The sequence below is a fragment of the Enterobacter sp. JBIWA008 genome (assembly GCF_019968765.1).
Classification (GTDB): Bacteria; Pseudomonadota; Gammaproteobacteria; order Enterobacterales; family Enterobacteriaceae; genus Enterobacter.
Window position 1 is genome coordinate 3,123,945 of sequence record NZ_CP074149.1, and the last position, 20,841, is coordinate 3,144,785.

A 20,841-nucleotide genomic window follows, 5' to 3' on the forward strand; every position below is an offset into this window, starting at 1 on the left:
CTTAAATAACTAGCCTGCGCGAAGCAGCGTTTTCATTTTTTCGTTACGGCAAAACTGGCGCTTCATCTCAACCACCAGCGCATTGCGTGAGAGCACAATCATCACGACGAATGCCAGCGCCCCCGCTGCAACCTGCACCGCCAGCAGCGCGGCCAGCGGCATGTGACCTCTGAGGATGATGCCCAGGCCGTAGCTCACCGCCAGGGTCGGCAATGAGAGATAGAAAGGTAGCCACAGGCTCAGGATGTACTGACGGTAGCTGGAGCCCAGCACCGGCTTGATCATGATGAAGTAGCTCAGAACGGTATTGACTACCTGCACCAGCAGGAAGCCCAGCGTGACGCCGATGGCGCCCGCCATGTGCCCGCCGACGATAATCGCCGGAATAAACAGGAAGGTTTTAAACACGTTGAACTTAAAGCTGATATCCACGCGCGCTTTTGCCATCAGCAGGGAACCAATCGGATTCCCCACGGAGCGCAGCAGCCCAACCACGCACAGCAGCTGCAGGATCGGGATGATGCCGTTCCACTTCTCGCCAAACACCAGCGGCACGAAGTTGCTGGACACCACCATCAGCCCCAGCAGCACCGGGAAATTGATAATCCCCACCACGGAAAGCAGCTTGTAGAAGTTCACGCGCAGCTTCTCGGTGTCGTCCTGAATCCTGGCGAACGCCGGGAACAGGACGCGGGTGATGATCGGGTTCAGCTTCATCGGCGGCACCACCGCGACGTTGTAGGCCAGGTTGTAGCCCCCCGCCACGCTCGCGCCCAGAATACGCGCCAGCACCAGCGTCGACAGGTTGGTATTCACATAGTTGATGATGCTGTCCGCCGTCAGCCACGCGCCAAAGCGCAGGTTGGACGAGACGGACGCGAGAGAGAAATGCAGCCCGGGACGGTAAATCTTGCGGCCAAAATAGCCGAACAGCAGCGTACGCACGGCAGAGTTAACCAGGTATCCAAGGATAGCGGTCATCGCCAGCGGCCAGAAATGGGCGCTCACCACGGTGAAGGTAAAGCCCGCCAGCACGGCACTGGTTTCAATCATGCCGATCTTGTTGAACTCCAGCTCTTTCTGCATCAGCGCGCGGAACTGCTGCCCGTGGGGGATCACCACGAAGGCAAACGACAGCGTGCGCATCAGCGGAGCGAGATCGGGGTTGTGCAGCACGCTGGCGATGGTGTCGCTCAGCAGGAACACCAGCACGAACACGAAAATCCCCAGCCCGACGTTCAGCCAGTAGAGGGTAGTCAGCTCCAGGTGGCCGATCTCTTTGCGCTGGATAATCGAGTTGGCAATACCAAAATCAGACAGCGTATCGGCCAGGGCGATAATCACCAGCGAGACGGTCAGCAGGCCGAACTGGTGATTATCAATAATGCGCGCCAGCACGGTCATCTGCACCAGGCCGAGGCCAATGATGACGATGGTCGCCATCGCTGACCATTTGGCCCCGCTGATGGTTTTTTCACGTAAGCTCATCTTAGTACGCCGCTTTGTTCACGAAACCTTTAAAGATGGTCAGAAAAACAATCTTGATATCGAACCAGATACTCCATTCACGGATGTACTCCAGATCGAATTCGATACGTTTTTCCATTTTTTCCAGCGTGTCGGTTTCGCCGCGCCAGCCGTTGATCTGCGCCCAACCGGTGATGCCCGGCTTCACCTTATGGCGCAGCATGTAGCCCTCAATCAGCGAGCGGTACTGCTCGTTGTGCGCCACCGCGTGCGGACGCGGGCCAACAATCGACATGCCGCCGGTAAAGACGTTGATAAACTGCGGGAGCTCGTCCAGCGAGGTGCGGCGCAGGAAGTTCCCCACGCGGGTAACGCGCGGATCGTTCTGCGTCGCCTGGGTCACCACCTTGTCGTTCTCCATCACCTTCATGGAGCGGAATTTCCACACCATAATCGGCTTACCGTCCATACCGTAGCGGGTCTGGCGGAAGATAACCGGGCCGGGAGAGCTCAGCTTCACCGCCAGGGCAATGCAGCACAGTACCGGGGAGATGAGCAGTAAAATCAGTGAAGAGAGCACGATATCCTCCACGCGCTTCAGCACGCGGTTAATGCCCGACAGCGGGGTGTCGTACAGCGGTACGACCGGCACGCCGTTCACTTCTTCAATGCGTGAATGGAGGATGTTAAAGGTAAAGACGTCCGGGATCAGGATCACCGAACAGGTGGTGTCCGCCAGCTCGCGCATCAGCTGCTTAATGCGGGATTCGTCCTTCATCTGCATGGCGATGTAGACGTTGTGAATTTTACCGGCTTTCGCGTCTTCAATAAGCTGTTCGTAATTGCCCGCCCAGTCCGACGGCACGCCGCCCGGCTTCGCGTCGTGATAAATCCCGACCACTTCAAACCCTAACCACGGCTCTTTGCGGAAGCTGTCGAGCAGAACCTTACCAACCGGCAGATCGCCCGCTACCGCAACGAAGCGACGGTTATAGCCCCGGTTACGCAGCCAGCCCGCGCCGAAGCGGATAAGGGAACGGCATACCACCATGCCGACGCTGGTCAGCAGATACCAGCAGAGATAGGTGACGAGGCGATTATCAAAATCGTGGCTGAACGCCACCAGGCCTGCGCTGAAGATCAGGCTAAGGGTCCAGTTCTGCAGCAACAGCATCAGTTCGGTGGTCATTTTGACGCCGCGCCACGAGCGGTAGAAATCGGTCATCCCGCCGATCATTTGAAACACGACCAGCGCAATGAGTGCCATCAGCAGATGCATGTATAAGAACGGCAGCCCGCCGATCCGACACACCGCCCACAATCCACCGACCATGATGGTGATATCAGAAAAACGCTGCACCATAGAGATTAACGATGCATTCGTTCTCGCTCGTTCGCGTTTTTTTAGATTCGTCATCGTTGTTCCTGTATTCGGTTCCCCCTCCCGTCGGGAGGGGCAATTGTTACTGATTCAACAGCGCCAGAATGTCCTTCGTTCGGGCTTCCATCAGCGCGGTGTCAGCACGGGATTCCACGTTCAGGCGCACCACCGGCTCGGTGTTGGACGAGCGCAGGTTAAAGCGCCACTGCGGGAACGCCATGCTGATGCCGTCCGTACGGTCAATTTCCAGCGCATGAATTGCAAAGTGCTGCTCCACGCGGGCAATGGCCTCGGCCGGCTGCGCCAGCTTGCTGTTGATCTCCCCGCTCGCCGGGAACGCCGCCATGCGGTCGCGCACCAGCTCGCCCAGCGTCTGCCCCTTCAGGCACAGCAGCTCGGTCACCAGCAGCCACGGGATCATCCCGCTGTCGCAGTAGGCAAAATCACGGAAGTAGTGGTGGGCGCTCATCTCGCCGCCGTAGATGGCGTCTTCTTCGCGCATGCGCTCTTTGATGAAGGCGTGGCCGGTTTTGGACATCACCGGCGTGCCGCCTGCGGCGGATACCACGTCGACGGTGTTCCAGGAAAGGCGCGGGTCATGGATGATTTTCGCGCCCGGTTTTTTCTCGAGGAACGCTTCCGCCAGCAGGCCGACAATGTAGTAGCCCTCGATGAACTGCCCTTTCTCGTCGAACAGGAAGCAGCGGTCGAAATCGCCGTCAAAGGCAATGCCCATGTCCGCACCGTGCTCAATCACCGCGTTACGAGTGTCGTCGCGGCACTCCGGCAGCAGCGGGTTAGGAATACCGTTCGGGAAGTTGCCGTCCGGGGTGTTGTGCACCTTGACGAAGGTCACCGGCACGTTCAGCGCCTTAAAGCGGGCTTCCAGCGCGTCCACCACCGGGCCGGCCGCGCCGTTACCGGAGTTAATCACCAGCTTCAGCGGCTTGAGGTTCGACACGTTGATGTAGCCCAGCAGGTGGTCGATGTACTCTTTCTGCAGGTTGATTTTTTTGTAGCTGCCGCGCTTCGCGTCGTTCACCGGCGGGAAGTCGTTGGCTTCCGCCAGGCGCTGCACGTCACGCAGGCCGGTGTCGCCGCTGATAGGGCGTGCGCCCTTGCGCACCAGCTTCATCCCGTTGTAGTCCATCGGGTTGTGGCTGGCCGTCACTTCGATACCGCCGTCCACGCCCAGGTGGAAGGTGGCAAAGTAAATCTCCTCGGTCCCGGAAAGGCCGATATCCAGCACGTCCACGCCCGCGTCCTGCAGCCCTTTCGCCAGGGCCAGCTTGAGGGATTCACTGGTCAGACGCACGTCGCCGCCCAGCACGATGGTCTGTGGTTTTAAATATTCGCCGTACGCGCGGCCAATGCGCCACGCAATGTCTTCGTTCAGCTCTTCGCCCAGCCTGCCGCGAATATCGTAGGCTTTAAAACAGGTTAATTTTTCCATGATGACCCCTTTTTCAGGCAACAGTCGGCCCGCCCGTTAACAGGCAAAATTGTTTTTAATTCATTCGTAGGCCGGATACGCGAAGCGCCATCCGGCGTTAAGACGGCGCTACACCCGCCCGTAGCGGTCCTGGAAGCGGACGATATCGTCCTCTTCCAGATACGAGCCGGAGCGCACCTCAATTAAGTCGAGAGGAATTTTCCCCGGGTTCTCCAGACAGTGCGTGGCCCCCAGCGGAATATAAATGGACTCGTTTTCACCCAGCAGTTTGACTTCACCGTCGATAGTCACTTTAGCGGTACCCGCGACCACCACCCAGTGCTCGGCGCGGTGATGGTGCATCTGCACCGACAGCCCCTCGCCCGGCTTCACGGTGATGCGTTTCACCTGATAGCGGTCACCGGAGTCGATGGAGTCATATTTCCCCCACGGACGGTACACTTCGCGGTGAATATGGTGCTCGTGACGGCCATCGGCCTTAATTTGTTCAACCACTTTTTTAACGTCCTGCACGGCATTACGGTCGGCAATCAGCACGGCGTCCTTGGTCTGGACAACCACCAGATCCTTCACCCCGACCGTGGTCACCAGGCCGGATTCAGCGTAAACGTAGCTATTTTCGGTTTTGTGGCTAATGACATCGCCGTGGTGGACGTTACCCTCCGGGGTATGGGCGCTGATCTCCCACAGGGAGGACCAGGAGCCGACGTCGCTCCAGCCCGCATCCATCGGTACCACGACGGCGTCCGCCGTACGTTCCATCACCGCGTAGTCAATGGACTCTTCCGGACAGGCGAGGAACGCCTCTTCATCCACGCGGATGAAGTCGAGATCCGGGTCCACCACCGCCATCGCTTTCTCGCAGGCGCTCAGAATATCCGGGCGGTACTTGCGCAGCTCTTCCAGGTAGCGTCCGGCACGGAACAGGAACATCCCGCTGTTCCAGTAGTATTCTCCGCTGGCGACGTACGCCTGCGCGGTTTCCAGATTCGGTTTTTCAACAAACTGCGCCACGTCAAACGCCACGCTGTCGCCTTTACCCGGCGTCACGCTGCCGCGACGGATATAGCCATAGCCGGTTTCCGGCAGATCCGGCACGATGCCGAAGGTCACCAGCTTGCCGCTCTCGGCGTAAGGGATCGCCGCACGCACCGCGTCGCGGAACGCGTCTTCCTGCTGGATAACGTGGTCTGCCGCGAGGACCAGCATCAGCGGGTCACAGTCCGGGCTGCTGCGTTTTGCCGCCAGCGCCGCCAGGGCGATAGCTGGCGCGGTATTGCGTCCGGCAGGCTCCAGGATGATGTTTTCGGTCAGCTTATTCAGCTGGCGCAGCTGCTCGGCAACAATAAAGCGGTGCTGTTCGTTACAAATCACCACCGGGCTTTCACACTCCACGCCGTGCAGACGGTTTACAGTCGTCTGCAGCATGGTGAGATCCCCTTTCAGGCAGAGGAACTGTTTTGGATAGAGCACGCGGGACAGCGGCCACAACCGGCTACCAGAGCCACCAGCCATCACAACCGGATACAAAGTGGTTTGACTCATGATTTATCCCCGTATATCTGCAATAAATTGGCTCAGCACGTTCTCTTTCTCGAGCGTGCGTTCGGCATATTCACGTGCCACCGTGTTCACTTTTGGCATGGCAAGTGCCTGCTCAATTCCGGTCACCAGCGCCGGGACCGATTCCGGCTCCACGCACACGGCAATTCCCGGATAGCTGTCGCACAGCTGGCCTAATTCTGTTTCGGCTTCTGCCGTGATCACCGCGTTACCGCCCACTGCCAGAATGTTGGTCAGCTTGGACGGCAGCACCGCATCTGCGGCGCCGCGTTTTTGCACCACCAGATGGCAGTCGCCCATCTTCAGCAGCGCAGGCAATGCCTCGTAAGACTGAAGCGGGAAAAATTTCACGTTGGTCAGGCCGCGTTCGCTGGCCATCTTCTCCAGCCGCGCTTTTCCACCGCCCTGCCCGACAATCACAAACGTCCACGGATGTTCGCTAAGCTGCTGGGCCGCTTCAATCACGCTCTCCAGCCCCTGCTTTTCGCCGATGTTGCCCGAGTAAAGAATGATTTTTTGATCTTCAGGCAAACCGAGCTGCGCGCGCAGCGCCTGAGCGTCCTGTTCTGTCACATCGCGAAAACGCGCCACTTCGGACCAGTTCGGGAAAAAGATCACTTTTTCCGCCGGGACGCCCTTCTCCTGCGCCTTGTTCATCATCGAGCGCGAGATAGTCGAGACGTAATCCACGTTGTGCAGGCCGCTGCGCTCAAACGCGCTGGCGAGCTTCGCCACCTTGCCGCCCTTGCTTTTGCCTGCCATCCCCAGGCCCAGCATGGCGTCAACTTCGTAATCCTGAATGTGCAGCAGGGTGCGCGCGCCGGAGAGTTTGCCCAGCAGGCGCATGCCCGGCGTGCAAAACAGCGTTGGCACCACGCCGATGATGCGATCCGGCTTCCAGCGACGCTGCGCCATCAGCGGGAAGAAACTGCTCAGGGCAAAGCTGCCGAGATGAATCAGCCGCTTCAGCGTCGAGGGCTGCTTAGGCACATACAGCGGGCAGCGCCAGACTGTCGCAGCACCCTCTTCGCGACGGTAGCGCCAGCTTGAGTAGCGCTCCCCGACTTTCCACTCCGGGTAGTACGGCGGCGCGGTAATGACCCGCACGTCATGTCCCTGGCTCGCCATCCACTCGACCATCTCGCCGGTGTATTTCCCGATGCCGGTTAATTCCGGCGAGTAGTTGATTCCGTATACGAGGATCTTCATATGCCCGGCACCTCGGCCTGACGTTCAGCCAGGAAATAGGCACGACTGTTGTCATGCACATTGTCGCTGGCAAGCAGCGCCTCTGGCGTCTGCCAGCGGTAGTCGTCATGCTGAGAATCAGGCAGACGCAGGTCTGCCTCACTCACCTTCAGGCGGAACCCCAGCACGATGTAGTGCGTGGTGAACCCGGTGCCTGAAAAGTTATCGTCATAGAAGTGCTGCCAGACCCCGTAAAACTGGCCCGCTGCCATCGGCAGCTGCAGGCCCAGTTCCGCCAGAGTGAGACGCTCAAACGCATCGCTGAGCCGCTCATCCTTCTGCACGCGCCCGCCGGGCACGAACCAGAAGCCCTGTGCAGGACGGTTGGTTCGTTTCCCCAGCAAGAACTCGCCGCGCTCGTTCTCCACAATCAAATCGATTGAAATGAGCGGAGTGGAACGAACGATCGTGGCAAAATCTTCCTGACTTAAAAACATCGTTACCCCCGGAAGCGGTGCTGGTTTTCCAGGAACCACTGGTAGGTGCTGGCCAGCCCCTGCTCCAGTGACACCTCGTGATACCAGCCCAGCTGATGCAGACGTGTCACGTCCAGCAGCTTGCGCGGCGTGCCGTCCGGTTTGGTGGCGTCAAACACCACGCGGCCTTTGTAGCCCACCACCTGCGCGATGGTTTGCGCCAGCTCGCGAATGGTGCAGTCCACGCCGGTACCCACGTTGATGTGCGACAGCATCGGCTCGGTGTTCTCCTGCCACACCTCGCGATCCAGCTCCATCACGTGAATGCTGGCGGCAGCCATGTCGTCCACGTGCAGGAATTCGCGCATCGGCGTACCGCTGCCCCACACCACCACGTCCGGCGCGTTCTCGGCGGTCGCCTCGTGGAAGCGGCGCAGCAGCGCCGGGATCACGTGCGAGTTGCTCGGGTGGAAGTTGTCGTGCGGCCCGTACAGGTTGGTCGGCATCACCGAGCGATAGTCGCGGTTGTACTGACGGTTGTAGGACTCGCACAGCTTGATCCCGGCAATCTTGGCAATCGCGTACGGCTCGTTGGTCGCTTCAAGCCGGCCCTGCAGCAGCTCGCTTTCGGCGATCGGCTGTTTCGCCATTTTCGGGTAAATACAGGACGATCCGAGGAACAGCAGCTTATTCACGTTGTGCAGATGCGCAGCGTGAATGATGTTGCTCTCGATCATCATGTTTTCGTAGATGAAATCCGCCGGGTAGGTGTTGTTGGCAACAATGCCGCCCACCTTCGCCGCCGCCAGATACACCTGGTCAATGCGTTCGTTAGCAAAGAAGTCCTGTACCGCACGGCTGTCGAGCAGGTTCAGCTCGTCGCGCGTGCGAACAACCACTTCGACGTCACCGCGCTGCTCGAGCTGGCGAACAATCGCGGAACCCACCATTCCGCGATGACCGGCGACAAAAATACGTTGTTTTGTCATTCTCAGGACTCCAGCGCGATGGCAACCTCGTAGCCATGAGACTTGAGCAGGGAGTGTTTTTTCGCTGCTTCAAGATCTTTGGCTACCATCTCGGAAACCATCTCCTGCAGAGTGATTTCTGGTTTCCAGCCCAGCTTCTCGTGAGCCTTGGTTGGGTCGCCCAGCAGGGTTTCCACTTCAGCAGGACGGAAGTAGCGCGGGTCAACCTGAACGATAACGTCGCCCGGCTTCACGCCCGGCGCGTCGTGGCCGGTCACGGAAACCACGATACCTTTCTCTTCCACGCCGGTACCTTCGAAGCGCAGTTTGATGCCCAGCTGTGCCGCGGCCATTTCAACGAACTGACGTACGGAGTACTGCACGCCGGTCGCGATAACGAAGTCTTCTGGCTGTTCCTGCTGCAGCATCATCCACTGCATTTTCACGTAGTCTTTGGCATGGCCCCAGTCACGCAGGGAATCCATGTTGCCGAGGTGCAGGCAAGACTCCAGACCCTGTGCGATGTTGGCGATAGCGCGGGTGATTTTGCGGGTCACGAAAGTTTCGCCGCGACGCGGAGATTCGTGGTTGAACAGGATGCCGTTACAGGCGTACATGCCGTAGGATTCACGGTAGTTCACGGTGATCCAGTAGGCGTACAGTTTTGCTACCGCATAAGGAGAGCGCGGGTAGAACGGCGTGGTCTCTTTCTGTGGGATTTCCTGCACCAGACCGTACAGCTCGGAGGTGGATGCCTGGTAGAAGCGAGTTTTCTTCTCAAGGCCGAGGAAGCGGATTGCTTCCAGCAGACGCAGCGTACCCATGGCATCAACGTCGGCGGTGTATTCCGGGGATTCGAAGGAGACCGCTACGTGGCTCATCGCGCCCAGGTTGTAGACTTCATCCGGCTGAACTTCCTGCAGGATACGGGTCAGGTTGGAGGTATCGGTCAGGTCGCCGTAGTGCAGGTGGAATTTCGGGTTCGCCGCGTGAGGATCCTGATAGATATGATCCACACGTTCGGTGTTGAAAGAAGATGCACGACGTTTAATACCGTGTACTTCATACCCTTTTTCCAGCAGGAACTCTGCCAGGTAAGAACCATCCTGCCCGGTAACGCCGGTGATGAGAGCGACTTTAGACATGTTTATATTCCTCTACTTATGAATTTAATCAGTTTCAACGCGTTCGCGTATCACCACTGCGGGGTTGCCACGGCAAACTTTATTTGCCGGTAGCGATTTAAAAACGCTGCTGCGGGCACCGACTACCGTGCCATCGCCAACAGAAACACCCGGTGCAACAAAAACATCCGTTGCTAGCCAGCATTTTTCACCGATCACAACAGGCGAAGCGGTAATATCAAAATGCTGACTCATAAAATCGTGGCTGCCGGTGCACAAATAACATTTCTGTGAAACCACCGAATTTGCGCCAATCGTTATTTCGCCAAGGGTATATAACACCGCGTCATCCCCGACCCATGCGTAATCCCCCAGCGTTAATTTCCACGGATAGGTAATTTTCACAGAAGGTCGGATGACTACGTTTTTTCCGATTTTTGCGCCAAACAGGCGCAATAAAAAAGCACGCCAGCGGTACAGTATTTGCGGCGACCAGGCAAATAAGGTTGCCTGAACGGCCCACCACAGCTGTACCTTAATACCGTTCCCGCCCCGAAAACCTTTCGGCACGGAGAAACCTTTTAAATCCTGCATTGCGTTTCCTTATATTCAGGCTTTGTTATATAAGGTTTTCGTTTTGCCTGTGGTACGCAGGCGTAATAAATAAGACAATTCCGCCCAGAACCCCGGCACGCGTAATATTTTACGCTGTACGTTTTTGGCATCCTGGCACAATTCCAGATTATTCGAGGTTGACACGCCACCCATTGAAAATTCAGATACCAGCCCTTTAATTCGACGGAACGGGTAACCTGATTTATACAGACTGGCGGCCAGCGCATAATCGGAAGACACTTTATACTGCAAATCGTAAGGCTGTTTTTTTAGACCCTTTACCGGGAAGAAAATGGCCTGATGGCTGGCCGGCAAGCTGTGGTAGATATACCAGCCTGGCTTCGCGCTGCGGCACACTTTATGCCCGTCGCCAAAATCGAGCAGCGCATCGCCAATATACATGGCGTCCTCTTTCTGACGCGCCAGCTGACGGGCAAACGGCGCCACGTCATCATGGAAAATGTCGCCCGAATTCAGGAAAATGGCATAACGGCCTTGCGCCATGCTGATGCCTTTGTTCATCGCATCGTAGATGCCTTTATCTTTCTCGCTGATGTAGCGTAAGTTGAACTCACCGTTGAGTTTTTCCAGAAACTCCGCCGTGCCATCGTTCGAGCCGCCGTCGACCACAATCCACTCAAAGGTGAGGCTTGGATCGCGCGCCAGGTTGCGCAGCGAGCGCCAGGTTTTTACCACCCCTTCGTAATTACGAAAAGCGACAGTAATGACGCTAAGAAACATAAATCACCTCATTTCGTCATACGTTCGTAATATTAAGCGCTTTGCGCAGAATAAACGGACAGACAATCAAGAAAGCATATTCCGGGCTAAATATTGACCCGGTAAAAAACAGCGACACCGGAGTAAACAGATAAAGCTGAACGCGAAAATTCTGGTTATCACCAAACGCGTTAATCATCATTTTGAAAACTTTAAACAGATACCACAGGGTCAACAGTACAGCGAACCACGAAAAATAAATAATTAACAGATACAGACCATTGTCTATGGTTTTACCAACATCCGCACCGTTAAAGATTCCGAATGATGCAACATATTCGTAAAGTGAGCCGAATCTTACTACTCCATCAATATGGGTTAAGGAATAACCCACCATCACCAGTGGCCCAATGATGCGATAATAGGACGAAGACCCTTCCGTTCCCAAATCACCCAGGCGTTCTGAGATGTACGGGAAGGCAAATATCACGCCTGCCATAAATACCGTCAGGGAGATAATCGCCAGCGGCAGTTTTTTCTTAATCGCATCTTTGTTCAGGTACTGGAACGCCCACTCCAGCAGGTAAAACAGGATAAATGTCATTACCCCTGAGAACGAGCCAGACAGAACAATTCCTGCCAGAATCATAGCATCTGTCTTAGGCGTTTTGATACCAAACTGTTTGATGCTGAGCCAAATTGAGATTAACGCCAGAGCGAAAAACGCCGGTTCAAAATAGAGGGCCGTGGTACGTTTCCCGCCAAACTTGATGAAGTTCAATACATAGCTGTTACTGTAAATGAGATATTTAGAAATTATCTCCATCAGGCTACTGCCGCCGGTGAGAATAATTTGCGCCATCTCCATGGCAGCAAGCATAACAATTAACGCAACGGCAATATAAAAGAACCTAAGGATTTTCCGATAATTGTGCGGAGAAATAGTTTTAAACCGAATACTCCAGACCATACCGATAATAATAACAATATAAACAAACAGCATGGTCGACGTGACGTATTTGCTGGCATCCAGGGACTGCCCAAAGATGTAGTTAAACAGCGTCAGGCCCGTACCCAGCCCTAAGGCAATCATCAGCTTCTTGAGGTTGATTTTATCGACATACAGCAGAAGCAGAACGGGCAGGAAGGTTACAATGGTTATCGGGAAGCTTTCGCCGAGCTGGGCAATTTTCACGTTGACCAGCAGGTAGATTAGCGGCAGCAGCAGATAACTACAGATTCTGATAGAACGAGACATATTCCTCCAGCATCTGTTGTCCACTGTAGGCCTTGCGGCTGCGGTTGCGGAACGATTCCAGGTCAGTACCAAAAACGATCTCAGCAATCTGCGCCTTCGGCAGCTGTACCAGGGGCAGTACCTCCTGTTCCGTGAAGGTTTTCCCGCCGGACTTTTCCAGCACTTCGCGCGCCGCATCGCTGTGGGTGGCAATCACCGGCACGCCGATTGAGAGCGCTTCGCAGAGGATAAGCGGGTAGTTATCCACGCGTGAGCTGAACACCAGCGCGTCCATTTCATTCAGCGCGCTCATCAGCTTGCGCTTGTCGGTCTCAAATCCGTGGTTCACCACGTTGGCCCCTTCGAACGGTGAAAACTTGCCGAAGGTGTGAAGCTCTATCTTGTCACCCAGCGCCATCATGTCGCGCACCAGCTGCTGGTTGGTTTTACCGTCGTAACGCAGGTCATGCGCAACGATAGCGATTTTCGGTTTGCCCGCGGTTTCCGCCACCGGGGTCAGCTCGGCAAGAATGGCTTCCGTCGCCACGTCGATGCCGTTGTTGATAATCTGACAGCGCCCTGCCCCGTACAGGCTATTGAAGGCATCGGCCACGTGCTGGCTTGGCGAGATAAACGTGCAGCCGAGTGAGAGCATGTCGCGGAACAGCTGACGCTTTCCGGCGACCAGCTGATGCGCGCGATCCACCTTCACCGGCGGGTAGTTGCTTAGCGTCGGGCATTTCTGGCAGTTATCTTTCCAGCCTTCGCAGCCGTCGGTAAACGCGCAGCGTCCGGTCACGCTCCAGTGATCGTGCAGCGTCCAGACGAAGCGGGTGTCGGACTTGTGGGCCTGCACCTTCTGACAAAACGCCACCACCTCTTCCAGATTCAGCCAGTAGCTGTGCAGCACGTGAAAATGCAGCACAACCGGGCCCGCGGTGCGGGTAACCGTGCGGTACAGCGTGTTCAGGTTGCCAAACAGATCGCGGTTAAACAGACGGAACAGCGCAATGTTGGCAATCGAGGTCAGACGCGGCGTGTGCTTGTGCACCTGCGGGAAATTATCGTGGCTGACGCTTTTCTTGCCGCCCTTGCCATAGCCGTAAATAAAACGAGACTGAAGTCCTTTTTGCAGCGCGCGCTGGTGCAGATCCAGAGCCACGCCTGCCGCTCCGCCTTCTGCGAGGCGTACGTTAAATTGCAGAATGTTCATTTAATCACCTTCACGCGGGCTTTTTCTCCCACCACCAGCGCGTTATCCGGAATGCTGTCCAGCACCACGCTGCCAGCACCAATCGTGACGTTATTACCAATCGTAATGTCACCGATGATTACCACGTTCGCGCCCAGTTCGACGTTATTGCCGATGACCGGGCAGGCCAGGCTGTCAGGCCCGCGGTTGCCAATGGTGACCGCATGACGAATGGTGAAATCATCCCCGGCGACCACGAACTTGTTGATCACCACCGCATAGCCGTGATGGATGGTAAAGCGGCGGCCAATGGTGGCAGCGGCCTGAATTTCATAACCAAAAAAGCATTCGGTGATGATGCGATACAGCACCAGCACGGGTGCCGCCCAGATATTGTTCAGCACGTTTTTCTTACGCCACACCGAGCAAAAGTGCGCGATGCGGTACGCCAGAACCATGCAGCACGGACGCAGGCTCCAGCTGTTAGCGCGGCAATCTTCCAGAAACATTATTTCCCCCGAAGTCCATCAGCCAGGCGCTTGCCGTTACGCACGGAAAGCAGCGTCAGCAGCGTGCGCCAGTTCATGCGCTTATTGCGGATCTGATAGAGGGTAAAGAGCTGATATTTACGGCTGGCACGGTCAAACTTGTCCTTGTGCTTGCGGTAAAAATGGAAGTAGCCGGAGAACTTCTTCGGCGAGGAGGTGATTTGCATCTCCCCGTGATTGATATGCAGGATCTGTGTGGCCTCTTCCACTTTCCACGGTTCGCCGTATTCCACCACCATGCGCAGGAAGATATCGTAATCCTGCGCGGCCTTGAGTTCGGTATCGAACAGGCACTCCTTGAAACGCCACGCCCAGGTGAAGACCTGGTTACCAATAATGTTGCGCTTGTAGAACAGGCGGCGAGAGTACGGCGATTTCGGGTACAGCGGCAGACTCGCGGGCTGCGAGTAAACCTCGCCCTGGCAGACATAGTCGTTGGCATACAGGAAAGCGTGCGTGACCAGCTGTTCTTTATGCGACAGGAAGATAGACAGGCGGTTCGGCGTCCATTCGTCATCGTCGTCGATCCCGGTCAGATACTGCCCTTTGGCCTGCATAATCGCCTGGTTACGCACCGCACAAGCGCCGGAGTTAATGGCGTTATGCGTATAGACCACCCGCGGGTCGTTGAGGTCAGCCACAAACTTTTGCAGCTGTTCATACGAGGAAGAGCAGTCATCAACAATAATCAGCTCCCAGTTATCGTAATCCTGTCGCAGGACGGATTTGATTGCGCGGATCGCCAGCTGCTGACGATTCCATGTCGGCATATAGATTGAAACCAAAGGGCGTTGTGTGGTCATGGTCTTCCCCTTATCCCTCACCCCGCCCCTCTCCCGGCTGGGGAGAGGGTTAGGGTGAGGGGGATTTTTATTTACTGTCAGATTTATATTCGTACTCGTAATAGCCGTAATCCTGGTACCCGGTCGCGCGGCGGAAGATGGAGTTCAGGATCACCCCTTTCACCTCAATGCCGTTCTGCTCGAAGCGGCTCAGGCTGGTTTCCACCTCTTTCAGGGTGTTCACCGCGTAACGCGCCACCATCAGCGTGGTGCCAGCGTGGCGGCCAACAACGGCAGCGTCGGTCACGGCCAGAATTGGCGGCGTATCGATCAGCACCAGGTCGTAGTTTTTGCTCGCCCACTCCACCAGCTCGGTAAAGCGTTCGCTCATCAGCAGCTCGGACGGGTTAGGCGGCACCTGACCGCGTGGGATCAGGTCAAATTTCGGCACCGTTGTAGGTTTCGCGCTCTGGCTGATGTCACCTTTGCCGAGCAGGATTTCCGACAGACCGTTCACGTTGTTGGTGCCCAGCAGTTCGTGGGTATAGCCCTTACGCATATCGCAGTCGATCAGCAGCACGCGCTTGTTGGTCTGGCTGACCACCGCCGCCAGGTTGGCGCAGACGAAGGTTTTACCGATTGACGGACTCACGCCGGTTAACATCAGGACGTTGTTTTTAGCCTGCATCATGGCGAAGTGCAGACTGGTGCGCAGGCTGCGGATCGCTTCGATGGCGAGGTCGGTCGGGTTACCCACCGCCAGAAGCTGGCTCTGTTTGTAACGCTTAACGCCCTTGATGGTTTTGACGCTGTCGCGGGATTTTTGCCACTCGGACAGCGGAATGCTGGCGTACACGTTGATACCGCTCTCTTCCAGCGCCTGCGGGCTTTCGATTCCGCGGTTGAACAGCGAACGCAGCAGCACGCCCACGATGGAGAGCATCAGGCCGAGAATGATGCTGCCGAGAATAATCAGCGCTTTCTTCGGCTTCAGTACGCCAGGCTGGGTAATGGCCGGGTCGACGATGCGCACGTCACCGACGGTACTGGCTTCGGTGATTTTCAGCTCCTGCTGCTTGTTCAGCAGCTGCATGTAAACCTGCTGTCCGGACTCCACGTCGCGGGTCAGACGCACGATCTCCTGCTGCGTTTTCGGCATCGCGGTCACGCGGTCATTGAGCTTCGCCTTCTCCTCTTCCAGGGTACGGCGTTTCTCCAGAAGCGTGCGGTAGGCCGGGTGGCGTTTGGTATAAAGCTTGGAAATCTCCGCCTCTTTGAAGGTCAGCTCGTTGAGCTGCGCATCAATGTTGACCATCGAATCGAGAACCGATTTAGCCTCCAGCGGCAGGTCAACGGAGTCTTTATCCTGCCGATAGGCGTTCAGCTTGTTCTCGGCGTCATCCAGACGGCCGCGTACTTCCGGGAGCTGTTTCGCGAGGAAGGCCAGGCTTTTCGCCGCTTCCGCCGACTTACGCTCGACGTTCTGCTCAAGATAGTTGCGGGTAATGCTGTTCAGGATGTCGCGGATTTGATCCTTATCTTCACCGGTAAAGGTCATGCTCAGCACGCCGGTGTCCTTACCGTTTTCGGTGACGGTCAGGTTGTTTTGCAGATTGTTGATCATCCCCAGCGTAGAGAATTTGGTGACGGTGAATTCACCGCCCTCCTGGGCGTTAATGGCGCTGACCATCATGCTGACGCCGTCTTTGGTCAGCATCTGCCCCACTTCGCCGCGGGCGCTAAAGCCTGCGTCGCTGGTTAGCTGGTACTGTTTCGGACCAAGTACCGTCAGGGTAAGTGTTTGATCCCCCGCCCCTTTCGGCAGCACGAAGTCAGTGACTTTCACCGTGTCGTTGTTTCGCCCCATCAGACGATCCCAGCCGGCACCAAAGACTGGGAAGGTATTCTTGGTGACGGAGATATCGAGGCCGAGGTCGTGAACCGTTTTACCCAGCACCAGACGCGACTGGATGAGCTGTATTTCGGCGTCGGATGCCGGCGGCTTGTTCGCCAGCGCGGAACCAATGTCCTGCACCAGCGAGTTGCCGGTATTCTGCTCGATCTGCACCAGCGCGTCGGCGCTGTAGATAGGGGTGGCGAACAGCGTGTAGACGACGGCCGCCGCGGCAAATACGGCGGTAATGCCAAGCACCCACCACTTAGCCTCTACAACAGTGCCGACCAGGCGCCCAATATCAATTTCATCACTGCCCGAAGTCGGGGCGGCAGAAGGTCTTGTTTTTTCTGTCATTGTTATCCCTGCTGAACTTTCAGTGCCTGCGCCCACTGCTGGGCAGACTGGTCAAGTAAGGTGTAAACCGCCTCAAAGGCCTCATGGCTTTTGCGATACGGATCGGGGATTTCACGTTCATTGTCCCAGTGACCAAACAGCATCACCTTGCCGCGCATCTCCGGCGCGATATCGCACAGCGCGTGAATATGGCGTTTTTCCATCGTCAGGATCAGGTCATACTCCCGGCACATGCGGCCAGTAACCTGGCGAGCCACGTGGCCGTCGAGAGAGAGGTGATGATCCCGCGCCACGCTCGTTGCGCGCTCATCGGCACCTTTACCGACCAGTGCACCCAGCCCTGCTGAATCAACGGTCAGTGCGGGCTGGTAGTGTTTTAACAACCGTTCAGCCGTGGGGGAACGGCAGATGTTCCCCACGCATACCACCAGAATTTTGTTAAACATCGCGGATTACCAGGTATGAATGTCGCGCGCCGTATCCGTCATGTAGCGAACGCCACTGATGGTTGGCAGCAACTGGTTGATCAGACGGTTCCAGCGGGCAACCGGTGCGGTGGTGACATACACCACATCGTATGGCTGGAGACGGAACTCCGTCGCCATCACCAGAGAGGTCGCATCGGACATATCCAGCTGGTAGATGTTGGCGATCTTGCCTTTCGCACTGCCCTCACCTTTCAGCGGACGGATGACGAAGATGCCGGTCGCGTTAGAGGTCGTCAGATCGATACCCTCAGCATTGCCCAGCGCTTCGGTCAGCGTCATGCCGCTGAAGTCCATCTTGAGGGTGCTCTGTTTCTTCACTTCACCCATCACGAAGACTTTCAGATCGTCATTGCGCGGCACGTAGAGAATGTCGCCCGGATAGAGCAGGCGGTTCTGGGTCAGATCGCCGTTTTGCATCAGCGCCTGCAGCGAGATGCGCTGCTCTTTGCCGTTGTGGGTCAACACGACGTTGCGCCAGTCGGCGCCGTCGGTTAACCCGCCCGCGGCGTTAATGGCGTCCAGTACGGTCAGAGGAACGTTGGTGATGGCCTGCTGGCCGGATTTGTTCACCTGGCCGGAGATATAGGCTTTTTGCGAGCGGAATGCGGCGATATTAACGTCCACCTGCGGGTCGGCGATGTACTGCGCTAAGCGGCCGGTAATATCACTACGGATCTCGGCAAGCGTTTTCCCTGCAACATGAACTTTACCAATGTAGGGATAGAACATAGTGCCATCTGACTGCACCCAGTTACCGGTGTCGCTTGAGCTGCGGTACTGGCCCGCTGGCGTGGTCAGCTCAGGGTGGTCCCAGACGGTCACGTTGATTACGTCACCCGGCCCCACGCGGTACTGGTAGGACGCAATTTCCTGGTCCAGCGACATATTCGGTTGGGCAACGTTCGGACGTGGACGTAATTGTTCGACCAGACGAGGCGTAAGTGGATAAACATTCACCATTTTGTCGAGATCAAAATCGGCATCCTGTTGCTTGATCACATCCTTACCCATTGTTGACATATTGCTGCCGGGAAAGACCGTGCAACCACTCATCAAGGTCACAGACACCAATAATGGCATCAATTTCATTTTGGATTTCATCATTGATTATTTATCACTTTGGCAGAGTAATTATCCTGTGCAATTTAAATAAGCTCGAGTCGTATTGGGTTTCAGCATGCAGTTAATCAAATAGAAATATAACTGGCATCAGTCCTAAAAAAAGCTTATTCATCCATTGGCTATTGACAGAATAATAGAGGCTGATTCACACGCTTTCAGGCACGCTACCGCCCTTGGCTTTCAGTTACCAATCCACTGACTAAACAATGTTTTATGGATAGACACCCTCTTGAGCAAGGTCTTCTGGAAATATATCAGTCGCTTGATAAAGCCGACGGATAATGAATAACCATCCCTGAAGACCGAACATTAATAGCAACACCGAGATTTAACATTTGATGCTGGGGGAATTGTTGCAGCTAACCTAATAGCAGGCAAGGAGACAACTGTCCTAATATCGGTTTTTAAGATTAATATTAAGAGCAAATTTTTGATCTTTTAGGATTTTCTTTATATTGACAAAAAGAGACCAAAAACCATCGACTGCGATATCTCCTAAAATGTTTTCTTTGTAATTAAATATACGTATTTCGCTTATTTACACCCTGTTGAGAATGCTCTCTTTCTTACCCGTCGTATTAAGAGAAATCTCAGCCCGGCATTGCAATTTCCCCCAGCTTTATCCATGATCGAAGTGTGACATTCGTCATATAACAGAAGGTATTGCTATTACTATGGAATGGATTGCCGATCCCTCAATCTGGGCCGGGCTGGTTACGCTGGTCGTCATCGAGTTAGTGCTCGGGATTGATAATCTGGTCTTTATCGCCATCCTCGCTGAAAAACTGCCCCCTTCCCAGCGCGACCGCGCGCGCGTGACGGGTCTGCTGCTGGCGATGGTGATGCGTTTACTGCTGCTGGCCTCTATCTCCTGGCTGGTGACGCTCACTCAGCCTCTGTTCTCCGTCCACGGTCTGAGTTTTAGCGGCCGCGATCTGATCATGCTCTTCGGCGGGTTGTTCCTGCTGTTCAAAGCCACTGTGGAACTCAACGAGCGCCTGGAGGGCAAAGACAGCGAGAACCCTACCCAGCGACGCGGGGCGAAATTCTGGCCGGTAGTGGCGCAAATCGTGGTGCTGGATGCGGTCTTCTCTCTGGACTCGGTAATCACCGCCGTCGGGATGGTGGACCACCTTGCGGTGATGATGGCGGCGGTGATTATTGCCATCACGCTGATGGTCATGGCCAGCAAGGCGCTGACCCGCTTTGTGAACAGTCACCCGACCATCGTTATCCTCTGTCTGAGCTTCCTGCTGATGATTGGCTTTAGCCTGGTGGCCGACGGTTTTGGCTTCCATATTCCGAAAGGCTACCTGTACGCCGCCATCGGCTTCTCCGTCATGATTGAAGCGCTCAACCAGCTGGCGATATTTAACCGCCGCCGCTTCCTTTCCGCGAATCAAACCCTGCGTCAGCGCACGGCCGACACGGTTATGCGCCTGCTAAGCGGTAAGAAAGAGGATGCGGAGCTGGACGCCGAATCCTCCGCCATGCTGGCCGATCGCAGCGACGGGCTGATCTTCGACCCGCAGGAACGACGGATGATTGAGCGGGTGCTCAATCTGAATCAACGGACGGTGAGCAGCATCATGACATCGCGGCATGACATTGAGCATATCGACCTGACGGCACCGGAAGAGCACATCCGCGCCCTGCTGGATAAAAACCAGCACACCCGCGTGGTGGTGACCGGCGGTGAAGAGGAAGAGGAGCTGCTGGGCGTGGTGCACGTTATTGACCTGCTCCAGCAGCAGCTTCACGGCGAGGCGCTCAATCTGCGCGCCCTGGTGCGCCAGCCGCTGGTTTTCCCGGAGGGGCTACCGCTGCTTTCCGCTCTGGAGCAGTTCAGAAACGCGCGTACGCACTTTGCCTTTGTGGTGGATGAGTTTGGTTCTGTGGAAGGACTGGTCACGCTCAGCGACGTAATGGAAACCATCGCCGGTAATTTGCCTAACGAGGTGGATGAGATTGATGCCCGCCATGACATTCAGAAAAACGCCGACGGTTCGTGGACGGCTAACGGCCACATGCCGCTGGAAGACCTGGTGCAATATGTGCCGCTGCCGCTGGATGAAAAACGGGAATATCACACTATTGCCGGCCTGATAATGGAGTACTTGCAGCGTATCCCGCAGCCGGGGGAAGAGGTTCAGGTGGGCGACTATCTGCTCAAAACGCTGCAGATTGAAAACCATCGCGTGCAGAAGGTTCAGCTCATTCCGCTGCAGGATGAGGAAGAACTGGATTTTGAGGTTTAGGTAAAACA

The 20,841-nt window shown here is 55.9% G+C and carries 18 protein-coding genes; 1 reads left to right on the forward strand and 17 read right to left on the reverse strand.

The window, feature by feature from the left end; translation table 11 throughout:
• Positions 1-9: 9 nt before the first annotated feature.
• From wzxC to KGP24_RS15160, 17 genes are all read right to left on the reverse strand, one after another.
• Positions 10-1,488, reverse strand: coding sequence for a colanic acid undecaprenyl disphosphate flippase WzxC (gene wzxC, locus KGP24_RS15080; protein WP_223560983.1), 1,479 nt, complete (start codon positions 1,486-1,488; stop codon positions 10-12).
• A 1-nt stretch (position 1,489) separates the two neighbouring features.
• Positions 1,490-2,884: an undecaprenyl-phosphate glucose phosphotransferase gene (wcaJ, locus tag KGP24_RS15085; protein WP_223560984.1), complete on the reverse strand. Its 1,395-nt coding sequence runs from the start codon at positions 2,882-2,884 to the stop codon at positions 1,490-1,492.
• Between the two features lie 46 nt (positions 2,885-2,930).
• Positions 2,931-4,301: a colanic acid biosynthesis phosphomannomutase CpsG gene (cpsG, locus tag KGP24_RS15090; RefSeq protein WP_223560985.1), complete on the reverse strand. Its 1,371-nt coding sequence runs from the start codon at positions 4,299-4,301 to the stop codon at positions 2,931-2,933.
• Positions 4,302-4,409: 108 nt separating this feature from the next.
• Entirely contained in the window at positions 4,410-5,846 is a 1,437-nt protein-coding gene (gene cpsB / locus KGP24_RS15095; RefSeq protein ID WP_223560986.1) for a mannose-1-phosphate guanyltransferase, read from the reverse strand.
• A gap of 3 nt (positions 5,847-5,849) precedes the next feature.
• The gene (wcaI, locus tag KGP24_RS15100; protein ID WP_223560987.1) at positions 5,850-7,073 is read right to left on the reverse strand and encodes a colanic acid biosynthesis fucosyltransferase WcaI; all 1,224 of its coding nucleotides are present in this window, start codon (positions 7,071-7,073) and stop codon (positions 5,850-5,852) included.
• Positions 7,070-7,549, reverse strand: a complete 480-nt coding sequence (locus tag KGP24_RS15105) for a GDP-mannose mannosyl hydrolase (protein WP_223560988.1) — start codon at positions 7,547-7,549, stop codon at positions 7,070-7,072. Before KGP24_RS15105 ends, wcaI begins: the two co-directional genes overlap by 4 nt.
• 2 nt (positions 7,550-7,551) lie before the next feature.
• Positions 7,552-8,517 carry a GDP-L-fucose synthase gene (locus KGP24_RS15110; protein ID WP_045355496.1) on the reverse strand — a complete coding sequence of 322 codons (966 nt, stop codon included), beginning with the start codon at positions 8,515-8,517 and terminating at the stop codon, positions 7,552-7,554.
• Between the two features lie 2 nt (positions 8,518-8,519).
• Positions 8,520-9,641 carry a GDP-mannose 4,6-dehydratase gene (gmd, locus tag KGP24_RS15115; RefSeq protein ID WP_014884502.1) on the reverse strand — a complete coding sequence of 374 codons (1,122 nt, stop codon included), beginning with the start codon at positions 9,639-9,641 and terminating at the stop codon, positions 8,520-8,522.
• A gap of 24 nt (positions 9,642-9,665) precedes the next feature.
• Complete coding sequence (gene wcaF, locus KGP24_RS15120; protein ID WP_223560989.1) at positions 9,666-10,214, reverse strand: colanic acid biosynthesis acetyltransferase WcaF; 549 nt, start codon at positions 10,212-10,214, stop codon at positions 9,666-9,668.
• Positions 10,215-10,229: 15 nt separating this feature from the next.
• The gene (wcaE, locus tag KGP24_RS15125) at positions 10,230-10,976 is read right to left on the reverse strand and encodes a colanic acid biosynthesis glycosyltransferase WcaE (protein WP_223560990.1); all 747 of its coding nucleotides are present in this window, start codon (positions 10,974-10,976) and stop codon (positions 10,230-10,232) included.
• Positions 10,977-10,992: 16 nt separating this feature from the next.
• A complete protein-coding gene (wcaD, locus tag KGP24_RS15130; RefSeq protein ID WP_223560991.1) occupies positions 10,993-12,213 on the reverse strand; it encodes a colanic acid polymerase WcaD in 1,221 nt (406 codons plus the stop codon).
• Positions 12,188-13,405: a colanic acid biosynthesis glycosyltransferase WcaC gene (gene wcaC / locus KGP24_RS15135; RefSeq protein WP_223560992.1), complete on the reverse strand. Its 1,218-nt coding sequence runs from the start codon at positions 13,403-13,405 to the stop codon at positions 12,188-12,190. Before wcaC ends, wcaD begins: the two co-directional genes overlap by 26 nt.
• Positions 13,402-13,893 (reverse strand): colanic acid biosynthesis acetyltransferase WcaB, encoded by a 492-nt coding sequence (gene wcaB / locus KGP24_RS15140; protein WP_023312402.1) that lies wholly within the window; start codon positions 13,891-13,893, stop codon positions 13,402-13,404. The genes wcaC and wcaB overlap by 4 nt, the downstream gene beginning before the upstream one ends.
• Positions 13,893-14,735: a colanic acid biosynthesis glycosyltransferase WcaA gene (wcaA, locus tag KGP24_RS15145; RefSeq protein WP_182930945.1), complete on the reverse strand. Its 843-nt coding sequence runs from the start codon at positions 14,733-14,735 to the stop codon at positions 13,893-13,895. The genes wcaB and wcaA overlap by 1 nt, the downstream gene beginning before the upstream one ends.
• A 67-nt stretch (positions 14,736-14,802) precedes the next feature.
• Positions 14,803-16,965 carry a tyrosine-protein kinase Wzc gene (gene wzc / locus KGP24_RS15150; protein ID WP_223560993.1) on the reverse strand — a complete coding sequence of 721 codons (2,163 nt, stop codon included), beginning with the start codon at positions 16,963-16,965 and terminating at the stop codon, positions 14,803-14,805.
• A 2-nt stretch (positions 16,966-16,967) separates the two neighbouring features.
• Positions 16,968-17,411 carry a low molecular weight protein-tyrosine-phosphatase Wzb gene (wzb, locus tag KGP24_RS15155; RefSeq protein ID WP_223560994.1) on the reverse strand — a complete coding sequence of 148 codons (444 nt, stop codon included), beginning with the start codon at positions 17,409-17,411 and terminating at the stop codon, positions 16,968-16,970.
• A gap of 6 nt (positions 17,412-17,417) precedes the next feature.
• Positions 17,418-18,557 carry a polysaccharide export protein gene (locus tag KGP24_RS15160; RefSeq protein ID WP_014170829.1) on the reverse strand — a complete coding sequence of 380 codons (1,140 nt, stop codon included), beginning with the start codon at positions 18,555-18,557 and terminating at the stop codon, positions 17,418-17,420.
• 692 nt (positions 18,558-19,249) lie between these two features.
• Here KGP24_RS15160 and KGP24_RS15165 point away from each other — a divergent pair.
• The gene (locus KGP24_RS15165; protein WP_223560995.1) at positions 19,250-20,833 is read left to right on the forward strand and encodes a TerC family protein; all 1,584 of its coding nucleotides are present in this window, start codon (positions 19,250-19,252) and stop codon (positions 20,831-20,833) included.
• Positions 20,834-20,841: the final 8 nt, after the last annotated feature.

What these genes read in the sequence shown, in the direction of transcription:
- wzxC (WP_223560983.1), bottom strand. Translation starts at nt 1,488, where the DNA reads ATGAGCTTACGTGAAAAAACCATCAGCGGGGCCAAATGGTCAGCGATG.
- wcaJ (WP_223560984.1), bottom strand. Translation starts at nt 2,884, where the DNA reads ATGACGAATCTAAAAAAACGCGAACGAGCGAGAACGAATGCATCGTTA.
- cpsG (WP_223560985.1), bottom strand. Translation starts at nt 4,301, where the DNA reads ATGGAAAAATTAACCTGTTTTAAAGCCTACGATATTCGCGGCAGGCTG.
- cpsB (WP_223560986.1), bottom strand. Translation starts at nt 5,846, where the DNA reads ATGAGTCAAACCACTTTGTATCCGGTTGTGATGGCTGGTGGCTCTGGT.
- wcaI (WP_223560987.1), bottom strand. Translation starts at nt 7,073, where the DNA reads ATGAAGATCCTCGTATACGGAATCAACTACTCGCCGGAATTAACCGGC.
- KGP24_RS15105 (WP_223560988.1), bottom strand. Translation starts at nt 7,549, where the DNA reads ATGTTTTTAAGTCAGGAAGATTTTGCCACGATCGTTCGTTCCACTCCG.
- KGP24_RS15110 (WP_045355496.1), bottom strand. Translation starts at nt 8,517, where the DNA reads ATGACAAAACAACGTATTTTTGTCGCCGGTCATCGCGGAATGGTGGGT.
- gmd (WP_014884502.1), bottom strand. Translation starts at nt 9,641, where the DNA reads ATGTCTAAAGTCGCTCTCATCACCGGCGTTACCGGGCAGGATGGTTCT.
- wcaF (WP_223560989.1), bottom strand. Translation starts at nt 10,214, where the DNA reads ATGCAGGATTTAAAAGGTTTCTCCGTGCCGAAAGGTTTTCGGGGCGGG.
- wcaE (WP_223560990.1), bottom strand. Translation starts at nt 10,976, where the DNA reads ATGTTTCTTAGCGTCATTACTGTCGCTTTTCGTAATTACGAAGGGGTG.
- wcaD (WP_223560991.1), bottom strand. Translation starts at nt 12,213, where the DNA reads ATGTCTCGTTCTATCAGAATCTGTAGTTATCTGCTGCTGCCGCTAATC.
- wcaC (WP_223560992.1), bottom strand. Translation starts at nt 13,405, where the DNA reads ATGAACATTCTGCAATTTAACGTACGCCTCGCAGAAGGCGGAGCGGCA.
- wcaB (WP_023312402.1), bottom strand. Translation starts at nt 13,893, where the DNA reads ATGTTTCTGGAAGATTGCCGCGCTAACAGCTGGAGCCTGCGTCCGTGC.
- wcaA (WP_182930945.1), bottom strand. Translation starts at nt 14,735, where the DNA reads ATGACCACACAACGCCCTTTGGTTTCAATCTATATGCCGACATGGAAT.
- wzc (WP_223560993.1), bottom strand. Translation starts at nt 16,965, where the DNA reads ATGACAGAAAAAACAAGACCTTCTGCCGCCCCGACTTCGGGCAGTGAT.
- wzb (WP_223560994.1), bottom strand. Translation starts at nt 17,411, where the DNA reads ATGTTTAACAAAATTCTGGTGGTATGCGTGGGGAACATCTGCCGTTCC.
- KGP24_RS15160 (WP_014170829.1), bottom strand. Translation starts at nt 18,557, where the DNA reads ATGATGAAATCCAAAATGAAATTGATGCCATTATTGGTGTCTGTGACC.
- KGP24_RS15165 (WP_223560995.1), top strand. Translation starts at nt 19,250, where the DNA reads ATGGAATGGATTGCCGATCCCTCAATCTGGGCCGGGCTGGTTACGCTG.